Genomic DNA, 18,357 nt, shown 5'->3' on the forward strand with positions numbered 1-18,357 from the left:
ACGGATTTAGTGGGCTATAGCCCCAGCACCAGATGCATATAACGTTTAAGCATGGCCAACATCTCTTCACTGTCCAGATGATCGACACCATCGAGCAGGCCCTGATACTCCATGCGCACAATAATCGCCGTCAAGAGCTTGGCATCCTGCTCCGCCTGCTGCGAACCCAGCACCTCGAAGAAGTGCGTCACGCCTTGCAGCAGAATCTGCCGATGGGCGCGCAACAGCCCGTGCAGGCGCGGGTTAAGCAAAGCCTCCTGCTGAAAGGCCTGCTCGGCCAGCAGGTGTTCACGACGAGTCAGCAACTGCTGGCGCACATATTCCACGGCTAACCGGGCAATCTCATTGGCCAGACGCCGACGCGCCTCGGCGCTGCCATCCAGGCGGCTAACCTGCTCACGCAGCAGTCCTTCGGTACTGCTCCAGAACTGGCCCATGTGCGCCGCGCTGCGCTCAACGAACTGAGCGAAGGTATCGGTGATCAGGTCGTTGATGTCTTTGAAGTAATAAGTAGTCGCCGAGAGAGGTACTTCGGCTTCTGCAGCCACCGCACGATGGCGGACGGCACGCACGCCTTCACGCACGATAATGCGCATGGCGGCATCGAGAATGGCCTGGCGGCGCTGTTCACTGCCCTGTCGGCTGGCTTTGCGGCCGTGGTACTGCACGCTCTCAGCGACGGCGTTGGCCACCAGGGTGGCGCTTTCTTGGGCGGGCTTGGCTGTCACAGCAGGACGATCCTCTGTCGTTTATTCAAGATTACTAATGACTTAGTCAGTAAATCGCAAAAATAATCCATCTGCAGGCAATAAAAAGTCAGGTAATAAAAAGCCGCCCGGAGGCGGCTTAGCAACATCAGGCCTGCGGGCGCATGTGCGGGAACAGGATCACGTCGCGAATCGACGGTGAATTGGTCAGCAGCATCACCAGACGGTCGATACCAATACCCTCACCGGCGGTCGGCGGCATGCCGTATTCCAGGGCGCGGACGAAGTCGGCGTCGAAGTGCATGGCCTCGTCGTCGCCAGCGTCCTTGTCGGCCACCTGCTGCATAAAGCGCGCGGCCTGGTCTTCGGCGTCGTTGAGCTCGGAGTAGGCGTTGGCGATTTCGCGGCCGCCGATAAACAGTTCGAAGCGGTCGGTGACGCTCGGATCGTCGTCGCTACGACGGGCCAGCGGCGAGACTTCGAACGGGTAGCGGGTAATAAAGTGCGGCTGCTCCAGCTTGTGCTCGACCAGCTCCTCGAAAATCATCACCTGCAGCTTGCCCAGGCCTTCGAAGCCGAGCACCTTGGCGCCGGCCTTCTTGGCGATCTCACGAGCTCGCTCGATGTCGTTGAGATCAGCAGCGGTGATTTCCGGGTTGTACTTGAGGATCGAGTCGAACACCGACAGGCGCACGAACGGCTCGCCGAAGTGGAACACCTTGTCGCCATAGGGCACGTCGGTAGTCCCCAGAATCAGCTGGGCCAACTCGCGGAACAGCTCCTCGGTCAGGTCCATGTTGTCTTCGTAGTCGGCGTAGGCCTGGTAGAACTCGAGCATGGTGAACTCGGGATTGTGCCGAGTCGAAACACCTTCGTTACGGAAGTTGCGGTTGATCTCGAACACTTTTTCAAACCCGCCAACAACAAGCCGCTTGAGGTACAGCTCCGGGGCGATACGCAGGAACATCTGCATATCCAGGGCGTTGTGGTGGGTCTCGAACGGCTTGGCTGCGGCGCCGCCAGGAATGGTCTGCAGCATCGGCGTTTCGACTTCGAGGAAGTCGCGCTTCATCAGGAAGCTGCGGATGTGCGCGATCACCTGGGAACGCACGCGGAAAGTCTGGCGCACATCTTCGTTGACGATCAGGTCGACATAGCGCTGGCGGTAGCGCTGCTCGGTGTCGCTCAGGCCGTGGTGCTTGTCCGGCAGCGGGCGCAGCGATTTGGTCAGCAGGCGCACTTCGGTCATTTCCACGTACAGGTCGCCCTTGCCGGAACGAGCCAGGGTGCCTTCGGCGGAGATGATGTCGCCCATGTCCCAGGTTTTCACCGCGGCCAGGGTTTCTTCGGACAGGGTCTTGCGGTTGACGTAGACCTGGATGCGTCCGGTCATGTCCTGAATCACCATGAACGAGCCACGGTTGAGCATGATGCGCCCGGCCACCTTGACCGGAATGGCAGCCTCGGCCAGCTCTTCCTTGGTCTTCTCGGCGTACTGTTTCTGCAGGTCGGCGCAGTAGTTGTCGCGGCGGAAGTCGTTGGGGAAGGCATTGCCCTGCTCACGGATGGCAGCAAGCTTTTCCTTGCGCTGGGCAATCAGCTTGTTTTCGTCCTGTTGCAGTTCGTTCTGGTCGAGTTGTTGGTCGCTCATGGTCGTCTATCTGCCTGGCATCTAAGTCAAAGGGGTTACTGGCCGGAGCGAGCCGAGCTCACTCCGGCGGGAACGGATCAAAGGCCCTGCTTCAGGCTGGCCTCGAGGTACTGGTCGAGGTCGCCATCGAGCACCTTCTGGCAATCGCTGCGTTCGACGCCAGTACGCAGATCCTTGATGCGCGAGTCATCAAGCACGTAGGAGCGAATCTGATGACCCCAGCCGATATCCGACTTGGAGTCTTCCAGGGCCTGAGACGCAGCGTTGCGCTTCATCATTTCCAGCTCGTACAACTTGGCCCGCAGCATTTTCATGGCGGTGTCCTTGTTGGCGTGCTGCGAGCGCTCGTTCTGGCACGCCACCACGGTGTTGGTCGGTACGTGGGTGATACGTACAGCCGAGTCGGTGGTGTTGACGTGCTGACCACCGGCGCCGGAGGAGCGGTAGGTGTCGATACGCAAGTCGGACGGGTTGATCTCGATCTCGACCTTGTCGTCGATCTCGGGCGACACGAACACCGCCGAGAACGAGGTGTGGCGACGGGCGCCTGAGTCGAACGGGCTCTTGCGCACCAGGCGGTGCACGCCGATTTCGGTACGCAGCCAACCAAAGGCGTATTCGCCTTTTATATGCACAGTGGCGCCCTTGATGCCGGCGACTTCACCTTCGGACAACTCGACGATCTCGGCGCTGAAACCGCGCTTGTCAGCCCAGCGCAGGTACATGCGCAGCAGGATATTGGCCCAATCTTGCGCTTCTGTACCGCCGGAGCCGGCCTGGATGTCCAGGTAGCAGTTGTTCGGATCCATCTCGTGGCTGAACATGCGGCGGAATTCCAACTTCTCGAGAATTTCGCGCAGGCGTTCGATTTCAGCAGCGACGTCGTCGACCGCACCCTGATCGTCTTCTTCGACGGCCATATCGAGCAGGTCGCGCGAATCGGCCAGGCTGCCGGTCAGATCGTCGATGGTTTCGACTATCTGCGCCAGCGTGGCGCGCTCACGGCCCAGGCTCTGGGCGTATTCGGGCTTGTTCCAGACGTTCGGGTCTTCGAGTTCGCGGTTTACTTCGACCAGGCGATCATGCTTGTGATCGTAGTCAAAGATACCCCCGAATAGTCTGGGTGCGCTCGGACAGGTCCTTGATGCTATTAAGGATCGGGTTGATTTCCATGGTGTTCAGCACTCGCAGGCGATTGAGGTGTACAGCGGCCCAGTGCAGCCCGATCAGCAACCTCACGGCATATGATCGAGCTCGGCAACCTGACCCTGGCCCCGAAGTTTCAGAAAAGCCGGCGAGTATACCCCAGTCGATACCCTGCTGGCAGCCCATGGCGAACACCTCCAGACGGCCAACAATCAGTTAAAACGCTGCGCCGCGCCTCAATCCGGAGCAACAAGACACACTTGGTTACGCCCATTCTGCTTGGCCAGGTATAAGCCCCGATCAGCCAGCTCGACCAGGTCGGTCGGCGCCATGTCTACCCGCGGAGTGAGCGTGGCAACGCCCATGCTGATACTGACGATGGACCCCTGCACGGGCTTCTCATGGGGAATTGCCAAGGCTTGCACAGAGAGCCGGACCTTCTCCGCAAACAAGCGTGCCCCGCCGCGTGTGGTGCCCGGCAGGATCATGGCGAACTCCTCACCGCCATAACGCGCTGCCAAATCCGAAGATCGACTGCACATTTCATTCATGCACGCCGCGACCTTGCGCAAGGTTTCGTCCCCTTCCACATGGCCAAAACGATCATTAAAGGCCTTGAAGTGATCAACATCGATCATCAGCAGCGACAGTTCGCTCTGTTCACGTAGCGCACGTGCCCACTCACTGTTCAGACAATCATCAAAGTGTCTTCGATTGGCCAGCCCCGTTAGCCCGTCTGATCTCATCAAGCGCTGCAGTACTAGATTGGCCTCCAGCAGTTGCTGCTGACTTTCACGCAACGCGCGAAAGGCATCATCGCGCTGCTGCAGGGCCATATAAGAACGTGAGTGATAACGAATACGCGCTACCAGCTCAATAACATCGGGGAGTTTAACCAGGTAATCGTTGGCACCCAGGGTGAACGCCGCGCTTTTGACCTTGGGGTCTTCCTTGGTCGACAGCACGATAATCGGCACGTCCTGCAACGCGTGGCGCGCTCGATACTGAGTCAACAATTCAAGCCCATCCACGCCTGGCATAACCAGATCTTGCAAAATAACCGTGGGTTTTATCTGCTCAGCCAGACTCACCGCCTGCAAAGGGTCCGAGCAAAAATGAAAGCTTATGTTCACCTCAGGCGCCAAAGCCCGACGCACAGCTTCACCGATCATCGCCTGATCGTCGACCAACAAAACCATCAATGGTGCAGATGTCGATGCATCCTCATGAGCATCGTTGAGATGAGGAAAACTCTGCATACCAATTACTCCAGGCTTAGCGCCCTCTATAGTTATAGCCCCTGCAACATCCAATAGCACTTAGCCATCTCCGTCATTAGTCAAACAACGCCACCAAGCGCCGACCGATATCGGCTAGGGGTAATATTTCTGATGCAGCACCAAGCTGTGCTGCCGCCTTGGGCATGCCATACACCGCGCAGCTGGCCTGATCCTGGGCGATGGTCATAAAACCACGCCGACGCATACTGAGGAGCCCCTGGGCACCATCGCGCCCCATGCCCGTCAGTAGCACGCCGATGGAGTCCCCCGCCCAATTGGCCGCCACACTGTCAAAAAACACATCAATCGACGGCCGGTAAATATGTGCACTGGGCTCAGAGCTATAGGCCAGCTCACCATTACGCTGCAGAATCAAATGATCATTACTACCCGCCAACAACACACTTCCAGACTGCGGCACATCACCCGGGCGCGCCAAGCGCACCGGCAGGTGCGACTCACCTGTCAACCATTGCGCCATGCCAGTGGCGAATGCCTCATCCACATGTTGCACCAATACGATGGCAGCCGGAAAACCAGAGGGTAGTTGCTTGAGTAGCTCAACCAAAGCAGCCGGACCGCCCGCCGACGCACCTATCGCCACCAACGGCTGGCGACAGCTGTTAGTGGCGCGCTGGATAGGCTCACGCGTTTTACGCGTGGTGTTCTGCTCGAACAGCAAGCCCAGGTTACGGATCTTGCGCAGCAGCGCTGCCGCATCCGGCAGCGCTGCTGCGCCTAGCACGGGGGTGGCAACGACATCCAGGGCACCATGCCCCATGGCTTCGAACACACGGCTGACATGGCGGTCAACGTCCGAAGTGACGATCAGGATCGCGCAGGGCGTGCTGGCCATGATCTGCCGGGTGGCCTCAACGCCATCCATTTCCGGCATCAGAAGATCCATCAAAAGTAGATCCGGAGTGTCCACTCGACAGAGCTTTACGGCCTCTGTGCCACTGCCCGCGACCCAGACCACTTGGTGCTCGGGGGCCCGCGCCAGCGCACGACGCAGCGCCTCCACGGCCAACGGCATATCGTTGACGATACCGATTCTCATCCCTGCGCCTCACCTATCAGTACCAGCACCGCATCAAGCAGGGCTTCGTCATGGAAGCTGGCCTTGGCCAGGTAATAATCCGCACCAGCATCCAAGCCTCGCCGGCGATCTTCTTCCCGGTCTTTGTAAGACACCACCATCACCGGCAAGCTGCGCAGACGACTGTCACGCCGTACCAGCGTGACCAGCTCAATACCGTCCATTCGCGGCATGTCGATATCGGTAATCAGCAAATCGAAGTGTTCTGCACGCAGCGCATTCCATCCGTCCATGCCATCCACTGCGACCACTACGTCATAACCACGAGTGAGCAGCAACTTGCGCTCAAGCTCACGCACCGTCAGCGAGTCATCGACTACCAACACCCGCTTGCGAGCGGCCTCACGAGCGCCCTGACGGCGTCGATCAACTCGGTCGAGGTGACCACTGCCCAAGAGTTTGGCAATCGAGCTGAACAAATCCTCAACATCTAGAATCAGCACCGGTGTGCCGTCATCCAGCAAGGCGCCGGCGGCCACGTCACGAATTTTGCCCAAGCGCGGGTCCAGCGGCATAACCACCAGCGTTCGCTCGCCGATAAAACGCTCCACGGCAACGCCGTAGAGGTTGTCGCGCTCGCGAATCAACACCAGCGGGATGCCAGCGTCTTCGGTACGGCCCTCAGGGCGTTGCAACAATTGACTGGCGGAGATCAAGCTGACATGGCGGTCACCGTGCCAAAAGTGCTGGCGCCCTTCCAGCTGCACGACATCCTCCGGACTGACTCGCACCATGTGCTCGATATGCGCCAAGGGGAAGGCATAGGCCTCGCCAGCCACTTCCACCACTAGGCTGCGCACCACGGACAGCGTCAGCGGCACTTGCAGGATAAAGGTGCTGCCTTCGCCACGCCGATGTTCCAGGCGCACGCTGCCGCGCAACTGCCGTAGCTCATGCTGCACCGCATCGAGGCCCACACCGCGCCCCGAGGTCTCGGTTACCTGTTCACGCAGACTGAAGCCCGGCAAAAACAGAAACGCCAGCAGCTCTTCCTCCGCCAGCTTGGCAGCCGTCTCAGTACTGGCAAACTTGCGTGCTACCACCACTTCGCGCAGGCGCTCGACATCCACGCCGGCACCGTCATCACTTAATTCCAGCAGCAACATGCCGGCACGATGTCGCGCACGCAGCAACAAACGCCCTTCCGGCGTCTTACCCTTGCGGGCACGTAGCTCAGGCGGTTCGATGCCATGGTCGATCGCATTACGCAGAAGGTGGGTCAAGGGTGCATCGAGACGTTCAAGCACATCACGGTCGACTTGGGTGGCCTCCCCTTCGATATCCAGACGTACTTGCTTACCGAGCGTGCGCCCCAAGTCGCGCACCATCCGTGCGCGACCCACCAGAACATCTGCCAGCGGACGCATACGCGAGGACAGTGCCGCATCGTAAAGCGAGCGGCTGCGCAGCCCCCCCTCCCAGGCAAACTCATCAAAGGCCTCAAAGTGCTCTTGCAACAGCTGCTGGCACTCAGTCATCTGCGCCCTGGATTCCTCCAGCAGCGCCAACGCCTGTGGCTCCAACGAGCTGTTCAAGGTGATATCGCGCAAGCCATCCAGAGTGCGACGCACCGATGTCTGTTGACGTTTAAGTCGCTGCAGAGCGTCGGCCAACGGCTGGATACGCTGAAACTCAACTAGTGCTTTGCCCGACATATCCAGCAAGTGATCAAGATGCTCGGCCGAAACGCGTAATACCCGGTTGCGACCATCATCATGCGGTTCTTCAAGCGGCTCATCCGCAGATACGAACTCAGGCACAACCTCAGCCGGTACAGCAGGTTCTTCTGCTGCAGTCGCACGACCCAAAGTCGGCACAGCAGCTGCCAACTGGGACTGCAACAAGCTCACCAGCTGTTCAACCCGCTCGACCGAGGGTGCATCGGCCACCACTGGTGCGCCAACCCGGCGCAATAGATCGGTGCCCTGCAGCAACCCGTCAATCTGTTCGGGCACTAAGCGCAGCAAGCCTTCCTGGGCGGCAACCAGCAAGTCCTCCATGGCATGCGCGACTTTCACCCCGTCATCCAATCCGACAATACGCGCAGCGCCCTTGAGCGAATGCGCCGCCCGCATACAGGCCTCCAACTGCCCGGCATGGCAAGGCTCACGCTCCAAGATCAGCAAGCCGGCATCCAGTAGCTGCGCCTGGGCATCCGCCTCCAGACGGTAGAGCTCTAGCAGCGAAGCATCCCTCATCTGATCAGGCGTCATGCGAGACTCCTACCTATGGCCTGGCGCAACAGCTCGTCATCCAGCCGGGTCAGGCTGCGCCCCTGCCATTGCACGACACCACTGGCAAACTGACTAACCGCCAGGCCACCATCACGCACCGCCGGCAGCACACTGTGCAGTGGAATGGCGTGAATACCGTCCACCTCATCCACGGGTACGACCACAGGCCCGCCTTGCCCAGTAAGAATCAGCATGCGCGGGATGACCCGCTGCTGGGTAGGCGGTACTCCACCGACAGTAATACCTAGGAGTTCGCCAAGCGATAGACAAGCCACTAAGGTGCCGCGCACATTAGCCACACCTAACAGGCTGCGAGAACGCTGGTGAGGCAATGAATGAATCGGCATCAGCGCCACCACCTCGTCTAGGCTACGCGTAGCAATCGCCAGCCACTCTTCAGCAATGCGGAACACCAACAGTGAGCAACACGCAACGGCCTGCTCTTGGACAACCAACTCGACGTCGTCATGTAACGACGTATAACGCTCAAGCAAGCGTGTCGCGGCCGCCGCATACACCTCACAATTGCGACAATGCACATGCTCACGCAGACGCTCACAGCTTTTATCGCCCTGCACCCCGATACGGTTCCAGCAATCATCGATAGCGGCCCCGCCGCCCACAAGCGTCAGCTCATCGCTCATCGCGTTTCATTCCAGTAGGGTTCGCGCGACTTACCCGCAGCTGCAACCGCTTGGCACCCTCATGGTCACCGCGCGCCGCCAGCAGCGTCGCCAGATGCACCAGGCTTTCAACATGCTCGGGTTCAAGGTAAAGCGCCTTGCGGTAGTAAGCCTGTGCACTGTCACCCTGATCGGCCATGTCATTGAGCAAGGCCAACCAATAAAAGGCATCGGCACTAGGGCCGTGCTCAAGCAGATAACGCTCACACTCCTGTAGCGCCTCCTCACTGCGCCCGGCATCGGCTAGTTCAACGACTCTGGCCAGCGCACTGGCCGCATCGTCGAGCCGCACTGCAGGTGCCGGCGGTGCCAGAGCCACGGCCGGCAGCGCGCGCAGCGGCTGTGGCTCTGGCCGCATCGACCGAACAGGCTCTGGCACCACCACGCGCCCGTGTGCCGTTACCACTGGTGCCACAACCGCACGCTTAAAAGCAAACGTCAGCGGTGCACCCAACGCCTGCATGCCGCGCTGAGTCAGCAAGCTTGCCTCGGCTGGACCGACGAAGAAGGTGCCATCGGCGTGCAGCAGGCGTTGCAGCCCATCCAGTACCGCATTCTGCGTTGGGCGATCAAAATAGATCAGCAGGTTGCGGCAGAAGACAAAATCAAACGGCGCTTCACCGCCCAGCACATTACTGTCCAATAGGTTGCCGCAACGCAGTTGGACTCGGTCGCGCACCCGCTGCTGTAGCTGGAAACCGCTGTCCGTCACCTCGAAATAGCGCTCGCGAAAGCCCAGCTCTTGTCCACGAAATGAATTGCGTCCGTAATGCCCCAAGCGTGCCAACTCCACCACCCGAGCACTGACATCCAACGCATCAACCTGGAATGCAGCAGGCGCAAAACCCGCATCCAGCAGCGCCATCACTATCGAATAAGGCTCCTCACCACTGGAGCACGGCAAACTGAGGACGCGCAGCGCACGACTGCCAGCCAGCGCAGCCTTGCGCTTGAGCGCCAACTCGACCAAGGTCACAAACGACTCCGGGTAGCGGAAAAACCAGGTTTCCGGCACCACTACCGCCTCGACCAACGCCTGTTGCTCGCCACTCGAACGCTCCAACTGCTTCCAATAGTCATCTTCAGCAGCAAGCTCTAGTGCCTGCATGCGCTGACGAACGGCCCGCTCAATCACCAGTCGACCAACCGACTCCGCCTCCAGGCCGATCAGTTGCTTCAGCAGGTGCTCTATCTGGCGAATCATGGCGTCCCGCCCGGTTCAGGAAACAGCAGCGCACGCACGTCCGCAGGCAGCAAACCGGCAACTTCGATGCGCTGCACCAGCCCCTGTGCACTACGTTGCACCCCTCCCAGGTACTGCGCCTCGCCGGCGTGCAACGCCGAGTCAGCAAAGGCACTGCTAGACAGGCGCAAGGTATCGGTGGCCTTTTCCAGGATCAGACCCAGCACACGATTGGCCGGCTGGTACTGCACCAGCACCAGCCGGGTACTGGTCAACGTCGCTGCAGGTCGAGCACAGGCGCGGACCAACAGATCAATCACCGGCACCAGTGCCCCACGATACTCAAAGCCGCCAGCGACCCAAGAAGGTGCCTGCGGGAACGCCTTCAGACGGCGCAACGGCAACACCTCGACCACCTCGTGCACACTTAATGCGTAACGGTCCTGGTCCAGACTGAATAACAAATACAACTCACCCGCCTCACGCTTGGCGTACGTTTGGCCGGCACTCGGGGTGTGCATACTCAGACCTTGAATCGGCTGACGCCGCTGCGCAGGCTACCGGCCACCTGGTTCAATTCGTCAATGGCAGCACCGGCTTGGCGCAGCGAATCAACCGTCTGGCCGCTAGCTTCACTCAATTGCACCAGCGCCTGATTGATCTGTTCGGCACCGGTCGCCTGGGCTTGCATACCCTCGTCCATCATCTGCACCCGTGGCGCCAGTGCCTGCACCTGATGAATGATCTGCGACAGCTGATCACCCACCTGGGTCATCTCGCTATTACCCCGGCGCACCTCTTCGGAGAACTTGTCCATCCCCATGACCCCCGCCGACACTGCAGACTGAATCTCGCGCACCATCTGTTCGATGTCATAGGTGGCCACAGCCGTTTGATCGGCCAGGCGCCGCACCTGAGTAGCAACCACGGAAAAACCACGGCCATACTCACCTGCCTTCTCGGCTTCAATGGCCGCATTCAGGGACAGCAAGTTGGTCTGATCCGCCACTTTGACGATGGTGGTCACCACATGATTGATATTGCCCGCTTTCTCATTGAGGACCGCCAGCTTGGCATTTACGACGTCGGCAGCACCCACCACATGGCGCATCACATCCTCCATGCGGGCCAAGCCCAACTGACCAGAACCGGCCAACACCGAGGTTTGCTCGGCAGTGCCAGAAACCTCGTTCATGGTGCGTACCAGATCGCGCGAGGTGGCCGCAATTTCACGCGAGGTGGCGCCGATCTCCGTAGTAGTGGCTGCCGTTTCGGTAGCAGTAGCCTGCTGCTGACGGGAGGTTGCAGCGATTTCGGTGATTGAGGTGGTCATCTGCACGGCCGAACGCTGCGCCTGAGCCACCAGACTCTTCAGCTCATCAGCCATACTATTGAAGCCTTCTTCGATGGCGTTGAACTCATCGCGCCGCCCCATAGCAAGGCGCGCAGAAAGGTCGCCTGAACCAAGTACCTTGAAGGTTTCCACGATCACAGCAATAGGTTGACTGATGGTGCGCTGCAAAATCACCGCGCTCAGTGCCGCCACCACCAGAACAATCAAAATAGCCAGCACCAGGCTCAACTTGGTCAACCCGGCATCTGTGACAATCTGCTCCACAGCTTGATTAGCCGTGTGCTGATTTAACTCGAACAACTGAGTCAGTACTTTGCGCGCCTCTAGCCAAGTTGGTAGTAACTCTTCGCGCACCAAGCGGCGGGCATCAACATCGCGACCATCCGCAAGCAGTGCAAGCAGTTGGCCATGTAGCGCCAGGTACTGATCACGCTTGCTTAAGAACTCTTGCGACTCCAACCGACTGCGTTCGGAGCTGTTGGTCTCTTGGTAGGCCGCCCACGTTGTGTCTAGCTGCTGAATCAACTCGGCAAAAACCTTACTTTCCTCCGGACTCAAGTTGCGCCTAGCGTCATCATCCTGACCAACCATCAATAAACGCTGACTTTCCATCAGGTGATCCGCCCAGGCCAAGCGCATCTGCCCGGCCAATTGCATACCAGGAGCCGCCGACTTGCGCACATTAACCGCCGCCTGTTCGACCGTTGCCAAACGGTAATAGGCGGTTGTGGAAAGCAGCAAAAGGATAATCACCACAACAGAAAAGCTCGCGATGATGCGTTGCCGGACAGTCCAGTTCTTCACAGTATTCCCCACTCGATTAAACGCACCCAGCCAACCAGACCGCGATTGCGCGCAGTTATTCGGACTCTAGAGTTTGCGTCAGCCAGCAGCAAGCTCTGAAATACCATAGGCCACAGAGCCATCCCTACTCTGACCAAGCCCAGTACAGCTGAGCTAGACTGCCCGCTGAACGCTCAAACCTTATTTACACCAGCCCTCAATTAGCTTGATACACCTAAACCGCCTGCGGAGTTGCGTCAGTATGGGTAGACCGCACAGCCTACGTAGCCGTTTTGCCCTGCTGATTGCAGTGCTGGTCGCAGGCCTAAGTTGGCTGCTCGGCAGCCTGATTGGCCATGATGCCAGCCAGCGCATCCGCGAAGAGGTCGGCCGGGATCTCGCCGAAGTCTCCTTTATGATGGTTGATCGCCTGGACCGCGACATGCAGAGCCGCGCCGCCATGCTCCAGGTAATCGGCAAACTGCGCGCACTGCGCCAGCCGGACGATATCGTCGAGGTTCGCGTATTGCTCGACCGCCTGCAGAGCGAGTTCCCCAGCATCGCCTGGATCGGCTTTACCGACGCCAAGGGCACGGTGCTGGCCTCCAGCGATGGTGTGTTGGAAGGTGCCAGCATCGCCCAGCGCCCGGTTTTCATGGAAGCGCAGAAAACCGTGTTTATCGGCGACGTACATGAGGCCGTGCTGCTGGCCAAGCTGCTGCCCAACCCAAGCGGTGAGGCGATGAAATTCGTCGATATCAGCCTGCCGGTGTTTGCCGCGGATGGCAGTCTGGTGGGCGTGCTGGCTTCGCACCTGTCCTGGTCATGGGCCGATGAAGTACGCCTGGCCATCCTTGAACCAATCCAGAAGCGCCGTAATATCGAGTTTTTCGTGATTGGCCAGGACCGCACGATCCTTCTGGCCCCCAAGGAAATGATCGGCCAGCGCCTGCACCTGCCTGCCCTCAACGAAGTGGCGCAACGCCAGGACCTCTGGGCCGTGCAGGAATGGCCGGACGGCAAGCAGTACCTGACAGGCCTGGCGCTAAGCCAGGGCCATATGGACTACAAAGGCTTGGGCTGGACGGTGATCGCCCGCCAGCCACTGGATGAAGCCTACGCCCCGGCGCGCGAAACAACGCGCTATATCCTGCTGTGGGGTAGCGGCCTTGCAGTATTGTTCGCGCTGCTCGGCTGGCTGGTAACTGGCTACTTCACCCGCCCCTTGCGGCAGATTGCCGAAGCGGCGGATCGCCTTAGCGCGGGTGAAATCAGCGTGATTCCCGAGCTGAAAAGCACCCGCGAGATCGAGATACTCAGCAATTCGATTCGCCATCTGGTGGAAAGCCTGACTCACCAGCAAAACGCCCTCGGCGTCATGGAAAACCTTGCTCACCACGACGCGCTCACCGGCCTGCCCAATCGAGTCGCCCTGGAAAGCTACTTGCCACGCGCGCAGCAACGCAGCCAGACCAATAGCAATTGCCTGGCGTTGTTCTACCTGGATCTGGATGGCTTCAAGCCGATCAACGACCAGTTCGGCCATGCAGCAGGCGATCAGCTGCTACGTGAAGTCGCAGTACGCCTGCGCAGCTGCCTGCGTGATGGCGATCTGGTCGCACGCCTGGGTGGTGACGAGTTCCTGATGGTGCTCCAAGTGCCCAGCGGTGAAGCCCTGGGGCAGGCACAACTGGTGGCCGAACGCACCCTTGCGGCGCTAAGTGCGCCGGTCGATCTGGGCAACAATCAGGTTGTGGTTGGCTGCAGCATCGGCGGTGCACTATGGCCGCTGGACAGCAGCAACCTGGCCGAAGCACTGGAACTGGCCGACCAGGCCCTGTACCGGGCGAAGCATGCCGGCAAGAACTGCGCAGTGTTCCACTCAGCCTACTATAAGCAATGAGGCTTATTTAGCCCGTAGGCGCAGCAACTGGTCCGCCATTTCGGCCGCATGCCGCTCGACCACCAGCGGCACCAGGTTGTCGTTGTAGCCGACCAGGCGCGAGTAGATAAATTTCCAGCGCGTCTGCGCCCGCTGCAAACGCTGTTGCTGCTCGCCGGTCAACTCAGTCGCCAGGGTGGCGAGCTCGGCATCGACCTGCTTGGCCAGCACGTCGATATCCTGATTCAGGTAATGCTGCTGTTGCTCGGGCAGGGTCTCGATATCACCAACATAAGCCCGCGCGGTATAGCGCGCCGCCAGGTATTGCACCTTGGCCGGCAGGCTTTGCAAACGCAGATCCGCCGCAGACAATGGCTGCGCCTGGCCTTTCAGCAGTTGCTGCTCTAGTGCCTCCAAAGCCGCCACCAACTCGCGCTGAGCCTTGCTGTACTGGAAGTTGAACTCCCACGGCAGGTCCGGCTCACTGGGGTTATAGGCCAGGGTTTGCTCGACCAACGCGGTAAAGGTCGCCAAGGGTGACTGCAACTGCTCCATCGCCAAGCGCGCCGAATCGGTCAGCGGCTGCGCCTGCAAGGTCGCCAGGCTTTCGCGCAGCTTGCTCAGGTCGGCCTGCACCTTGGCCGCCAGCTCGGCATGTCCACCTTCACCGCGATGGATAAACAGATCGGTACTGGCGCGAAACACCTGTACCTGCGCCAGCTGCACTTGAGTCAGCGCCACATCAGGCGCGGAATGCGCGATTGCGCTGAAAAGAACCAGCGCCAGACTCAGTAGACAATTGGTATAGGTACGGCGCATCGGACATCCATCCATAGCGAGGAAAAGCGCCAATTATAGGGAGGCCGCCGGTTAGCGGCCACAACCCTTGGCAAATGGCCGCTACGCGGTATTAGCCGGCCACCAGCTCCTGACGCACCTGAGCCTCAAGCTCGGCCTTTAGCGCCGGATCGAGCTTGAGCTGGCGAGCCAGCTCTTCCAGATAGGCGCGCTCCATAAAGTGCTCTTCATCGACCATCAGTACGCTGGCGATGTACATTTCTGCGGCCATTTCCGGCGTACTGGCCGCGCGGGCAATTTCGGCGGGGTCCAGCGGCTTGTTCAATTCGGCCTGCAGCCAATGCTGCAATTCGGCGTCACTGGTGAGTTTGACCAGCTCGCCTTCGATCAACTGCCGCTCGCGGGCATCGACATGGCCATCGGCTTTGGCCGCGCCGACCAGTGCCTTGAGAATTGCCTGACTGTGCAGCTCGGCCTGCGGTGCCGGCAAACGATCCAGGGTTTGTGGCTCACCCTGCGGCGCATTGGCCTGCTGCGCCTGCCAGTTGTTGTAAGCCTTGTAGGCAACCACGCCGAGCGCGGCCAGGCCACCATAGGTCAGCGCCTTGCTACCCATCTTGCGTGCACTCTTGTTGCCCAGCAGCATGCCCAGCGCACCGGCGGCCAGCGCGCCACCACCCGCCCCTTTGAGCAGCGTACCCAGATCACCGCCATGGCCACCCTTGTCGGCGCCGCCAAGCAAACCGAACAGAGCCCCACCTAAGCCACCGGTCGAGCCGCCTGCGGACTTCTGCTGCATCAGGTCCTGGCCGGATTTCAACAACTGATCAAGCAAGCCACGGGTAATCATCAAGCGCTCTCCCTAAAAAAGTTGTGCAAACACAGACTGATTCTAGAGACGGAGGTTTCTCGCCACCTAACGTCAGAGTGCTTCGAAAGATTGCCAACGGACGTGAAAGCCAGGGAAACCGGCTATTCGTCGGTTATCCGCCTGCAAATATGTCAAAGAGTGGTCACCATCACATTCTGACAATAGTCGTTCTATATTTGACGCCGATAGGATGGCGCTACAAAAAATTACCGGGCGCAATTTTTAACGTCGCGCAGCGACGGCCCGCAGGGTGCCCTCCAAGGATGGCGGGCACACAAACCTCAACAACGGCAAAAGGCTATCAAGAGCCGACGCCGGAGACTTCGCGCCATGCCACCACGCGCCAACCGCTACGTTCACCGCTTGCTGCGCAGCCTGCTTGCCAGTTGCTGGCTATTCAGCCCAGTGCTGGTGGCCGATGCACCGAGCACTCAGCACAGTGCCCTGGCGGCGGCGCTCAGTGATACACGCCTGGCCAGCTGGCTCAACCTGCTCGACAACTCAGCCAGCGATAACGAGCGCGCCCAGCTGGAGCGGGTCAACCACTTTATCAACCGTTCGGTGAGTTTTGTCAGCGACCAACAGGCCTGGGGCTCCGATGACTATTGGGCCACACCGGCACAGACACTCAGCTTGGGCAAAGGTGACTGCGAAGATTTCGCCATCGCCAAATACTTCAGCCTGGTACGTATGGGTGTGCCGAGTGAGAAGCTGCGCCTGACCTTCGTCAAGGCGCTCAAGCAGAATCAGGCGCATATGGTGCTGGCCTATTACCCCAGCACCAGCGAGCAACCGCTGATTCTCGACAACCTTGACCCGCGCATCCGCCCAGCCAGTGAGCGTGATGATCTGTTGCCGGTGTATTCCTTCAATAACCACGGTGTATTTCTGGCCAAGTCACCGCAGCACGTCAGCCAGCCACCGCAGTTTCTCGCGCGCTGGAATGAGTTAAGCGAACGAGCGCTGGCCGATGGCTCAGCCGCGGCCGCACCGCAGGGCTAGCCCAATCAGCGCGGGCTGATATGGGCGATCAGCAGCTGCACACTTTCCTGCCCACGGTACTCATTGACGTCCAGCTTGTAGGCCAGCTCGACCCAGCGCACAGTCGGGTTCGGCCAGATTTCGCGGTCCACACCAAAAGCGATGCCATCGAGCTGCACGCTGCCACATTCGCTTTTCAGCACCACTTTCAGATGCCGCTCGCCGACCACGCGCTGCTGCACCAGCTGAAATACGCCATGAAACAGCGGCTCGGGGAAATGCTGCCCCCAGGGCCCGGCATTGCGCAGCTCCTTGGCCAAGGGCAGATGGAACTCTTCAATGGACAGGGCGCCATCAGACAACAAGCGGCCGGTCAGATCGTCCTCACACAGCTGGCGGCGCACCTCAGCATCAAAGGCGGCGGCAAAGGCGGCAAAATTCGCCTGTGGCAGTGACAGCCCCGCCGCCATGGCATGTCCACCAAACTTGCTGATCAGCTCAGGGTGTTTGGCGGCGACCGCATCCAACGCATCACGGATATGAAAACCCGGCACCGAACGCGCCGATCCTTTCAGCACGCCATCGCCAGCATCGGCAAAGGCAATGGTCGGACGGTGATAACGCTCTTTCATCCGCGAGGCGAGGATGCCGATTACGCCCTGGTGCCAGTCTGGCTCGAATAGACACAGACCAAAGGGCATATCTTCCAGCGGCAGATCCTTGAGCTGGGCCAGGGCCTCGCGCTGCATACCCTGTTCGATGGCCTTGCGGTCCTGATTGAGCTGATCCAGCTGAACCGCCATATCGCGGGCCAGCGCCTCGTCTTCACAGAGCAGGCATTCGATGCCCAACGCCATATCATCCAGGCGCCCCGCCGCATTCAGCCGTGGACCAAGGATAAAACCCAGGTCGGTGGAGGTAATGCGCCGATGATCACGCCCCGCCACCTCAAGAATTGCGCGCAACCCCGGTCGTGCCCGCCCCGCACGAATCCGCGCCAGGCCCTGATGCACCAGAATGCGGTTGTTGGCATCCAGCGGCACCACGTCGGCCACGCTGCCCAGGGCCACCAGATCAAGCAGCTCACCCAGGTTCGGCTCCGGACGCCGCACAGTAAACCAGCCCATTTCCCGCAGCCGCGCACGTAGGGCCAGCAGCACATAGAACATCACCCCAACCCCGGCCAATGCTTTGCTGGGGAACTCGCAACCTGGCTGATTGGGATTGACGATGGCATCCGCCGCCGGCAATTCGGCACCGGGTAAATGGTGATCGGTGACCAGCACGGTCAAGCCAGTGGCCTTGGCCGCCGCTACACCCTCAACGCTGGAAATACCGTTATCCACAGTGATCAACAGCTGAGGCTCGCGTTCAAGCGCCACCGCGACGATTTCCGGAGTCAGGCCATAGCCGTACTCGAAACGATTGGGCACCAGGTAATCAACATGGGCCGCGCCGAGCATGCGCAGCCCCAGCACACCGACCGTACTGGCAGTGGCACCATCGGCATCAAAGTCACCGACGATCAGCATGCGCTGACCTTGTTGCAACCCCAACACCAGCAAATCGACCGCCGCGTCCATACCCTTGAGCTGCTGATACGGAATCAACCGCGCCAGGCCCTTATCCAGCTCGGCAGCGGACTGCACGCCGCGGGCAGCGTACAGGCGGGTCAGCAACGGTGGCAGAGCGCCTAGATCAGGCA

Annotated in this window: 15 protein-coding genes; 2 read left to right on the top strand and 13 right to left on the bottom strand. The window is 59.8% G+C overall.

Annotated features, from left to right (window positions below):
• Nucleotides 1-14 precede the first annotated feature (14 nt).
• The 10 genes from ACIN8IBEIGE_RS17625 to ACIN8IBEIGE_RS17670 form a co-directional block, all read right to left on the bottom strand.
• Nucleotides 15-728, bottom strand: coding sequence for a TetR/AcrR family transcriptional regulator (locus tag ACIN8IBEIGE_RS17625; RefSeq protein WP_090387928.1), 714 nt, complete (start codon nucleotides 726-728; stop codon nucleotides 15-17).
• Between the two features lie 127 nt (nucleotides 729-855).
• Complete coding sequence (gene lysS / locus ACIN8IBEIGE_RS17630; RefSeq protein WP_160015791.1) at nucleotides 856-2,358, bottom strand: lysine--tRNA ligase; 1,503 nt, start codon at nucleotides 2,356-2,358, stop codon at nucleotides 856-858.
• A 77-nt stretch (nucleotides 2,359-2,435) separates the two neighbouring features.
• A protein-coding gene (gene prfB, locus ACIN8IBEIGE_RS17635; RefSeq protein WP_108486710.1) for a peptide chain release factor 2 occupies nucleotides 2,436-3,531 on the bottom strand; the annotation gives its coding sequence in 2 pieces (ribosomal slippage) (nucleotides 2,436-3,458 and nucleotides 3,460-3,531; 1,095 coding nt in all).
• Nucleotides 3,532-3,740: 209 nt separating this feature from the next.
• Nucleotides 3,741-4,763, bottom strand: coding sequence for a diguanylate cyclase (locus ACIN8IBEIGE_RS17640; protein ID WP_256665219.1), 1,023 nt, complete (start codon nucleotides 4,761-4,763; stop codon nucleotides 3,741-3,743).
• Between the two features lie 76 nt (nucleotides 4,764-4,839).
• Nucleotides 4,840-5,844: a chemotaxis response regulator protein-glutamate methylesterase gene (locus tag ACIN8IBEIGE_RS17645; RefSeq protein ID WP_160015792.1), complete on the bottom strand. Its 1,005-nt coding sequence runs from the start codon at nucleotides 5,842-5,844 to the stop codon at nucleotides 4,840-4,842.
• Nucleotides 5,841-8,096: a hybrid sensor histidine kinase/response regulator gene (locus tag ACIN8IBEIGE_RS17650; protein WP_160015793.1), complete on the bottom strand. Its 2,256-nt coding sequence runs from the start codon at nucleotides 8,094-8,096 to the stop codon at nucleotides 5,841-5,843. The genes ACIN8IBEIGE_RS17645 and ACIN8IBEIGE_RS17650 overlap by 4 nt, the downstream gene beginning before the upstream one ends.
• The gene (locus ACIN8IBEIGE_RS17655; protein WP_160015794.1) at nucleotides 8,093-8,761 is read right to left on the bottom strand and encodes a chemotaxis protein CheW; all 669 of its coding nucleotides are present in this window, start codon (nucleotides 8,759-8,761) and stop codon (nucleotides 8,093-8,095) included. The genes ACIN8IBEIGE_RS17650 and ACIN8IBEIGE_RS17655 overlap by 4 nt, the downstream gene beginning before the upstream one ends.
• Nucleotides 8,751-10,004: a CheR family methyltransferase gene (locus tag ACIN8IBEIGE_RS17660; protein WP_160015795.1), complete on the bottom strand. Its 1,254-nt coding sequence runs from the start codon at nucleotides 10,002-10,004 to the stop codon at nucleotides 8,751-8,753. Before ACIN8IBEIGE_RS17660 ends, ACIN8IBEIGE_RS17655 begins: the two co-directional genes overlap by 11 nt.
• Nucleotides 10,001-10,504, bottom strand: coding sequence for a chemotaxis protein CheW (locus ACIN8IBEIGE_RS17665; protein ID WP_160015796.1), 504 nt, complete (start codon nucleotides 10,502-10,504; stop codon nucleotides 10,001-10,003). Before ACIN8IBEIGE_RS17665 ends, ACIN8IBEIGE_RS17660 begins: the two co-directional genes overlap by 4 nt.
• A 2-nt stretch (nucleotides 10,505-10,506) precedes the next feature.
• Nucleotides 10,507-12,141: a methyl-accepting chemotaxis protein gene (locus ACIN8IBEIGE_RS17670; RefSeq protein WP_160015797.1), complete on the bottom strand. Its 1,635-nt coding sequence runs from the start codon at nucleotides 12,139-12,141 to the stop codon at nucleotides 10,507-10,509.
• 241 nt (nucleotides 12,142-12,382) lie between these two features.
• On the opposite strand from ACIN8IBEIGE_RS17670, the gene ACIN8IBEIGE_RS17675 reads away from it, so the two are divergent.
• Complete coding sequence (locus ACIN8IBEIGE_RS17675) at nucleotides 12,383-14,023, top strand: diguanylate cyclase domain-containing protein (RefSeq protein ID WP_160015798.1); 1,641 nt, start codon at nucleotides 12,383-12,385, stop codon at nucleotides 14,021-14,023.
• Nucleotides 14,024-14,026: 3 nt separating this feature from the next.
• Here the strand turns inward: ACIN8IBEIGE_RS17675 and ACIN8IBEIGE_RS17680 are convergent, their stop codons facing one another.
• Nucleotides 14,027-14,821, bottom strand: coding sequence for a hypothetical protein (locus ACIN8IBEIGE_RS17680; protein ID WP_160015799.1), 795 nt, complete (start codon nucleotides 14,819-14,821; stop codon nucleotides 14,027-14,029).
• A gap of 91 nt (nucleotides 14,822-14,912) precedes the next feature.
• On the bottom strand, nucleotides 14,913-15,650 hold the full coding sequence (locus ACIN8IBEIGE_RS17685) for a tellurite resistance TerB family protein (protein ID WP_160016425.1): 738 nt from the start codon (nucleotides 15,648-15,650) through the stop codon (nucleotides 14,913-14,915).
• Nucleotides 15,651-16,001: 351 nt separating this feature from the next.
• Between ACIN8IBEIGE_RS17685 and ACIN8IBEIGE_RS17690 the strand changes: the two genes are divergently transcribed.
• Nucleotides 16,002-16,673: a transglutaminase-like cysteine peptidase gene (locus ACIN8IBEIGE_RS17690; protein WP_160015800.1), complete on the top strand. Its 672-nt coding sequence runs from the start codon at nucleotides 16,002-16,004 to the stop codon at nucleotides 16,671-16,673.
• Between the two features lie 5 nt (nucleotides 16,674-16,678).
• Here the strand turns inward: ACIN8IBEIGE_RS17690 and recJ are convergent.
• Nucleotides 16,679-18,357 (bottom strand): single-stranded-DNA-specific exonuclease RecJ (gene recJ, locus ACIN8IBEIGE_RS17695; RefSeq protein ID WP_160015801.1); only part of this gene is annotated, 1,679 nt, incomplete at its 5' end.

The organism is Pseudomonas sp. 8BK (assembly GCF_902506475.1).
Lineage (GTDB): Bacteria > Pseudomonadota > Gammaproteobacteria > Pseudomonadales > Pseudomonadaceae > Aquipseudomonas > Aquipseudomonas anguilliseptica.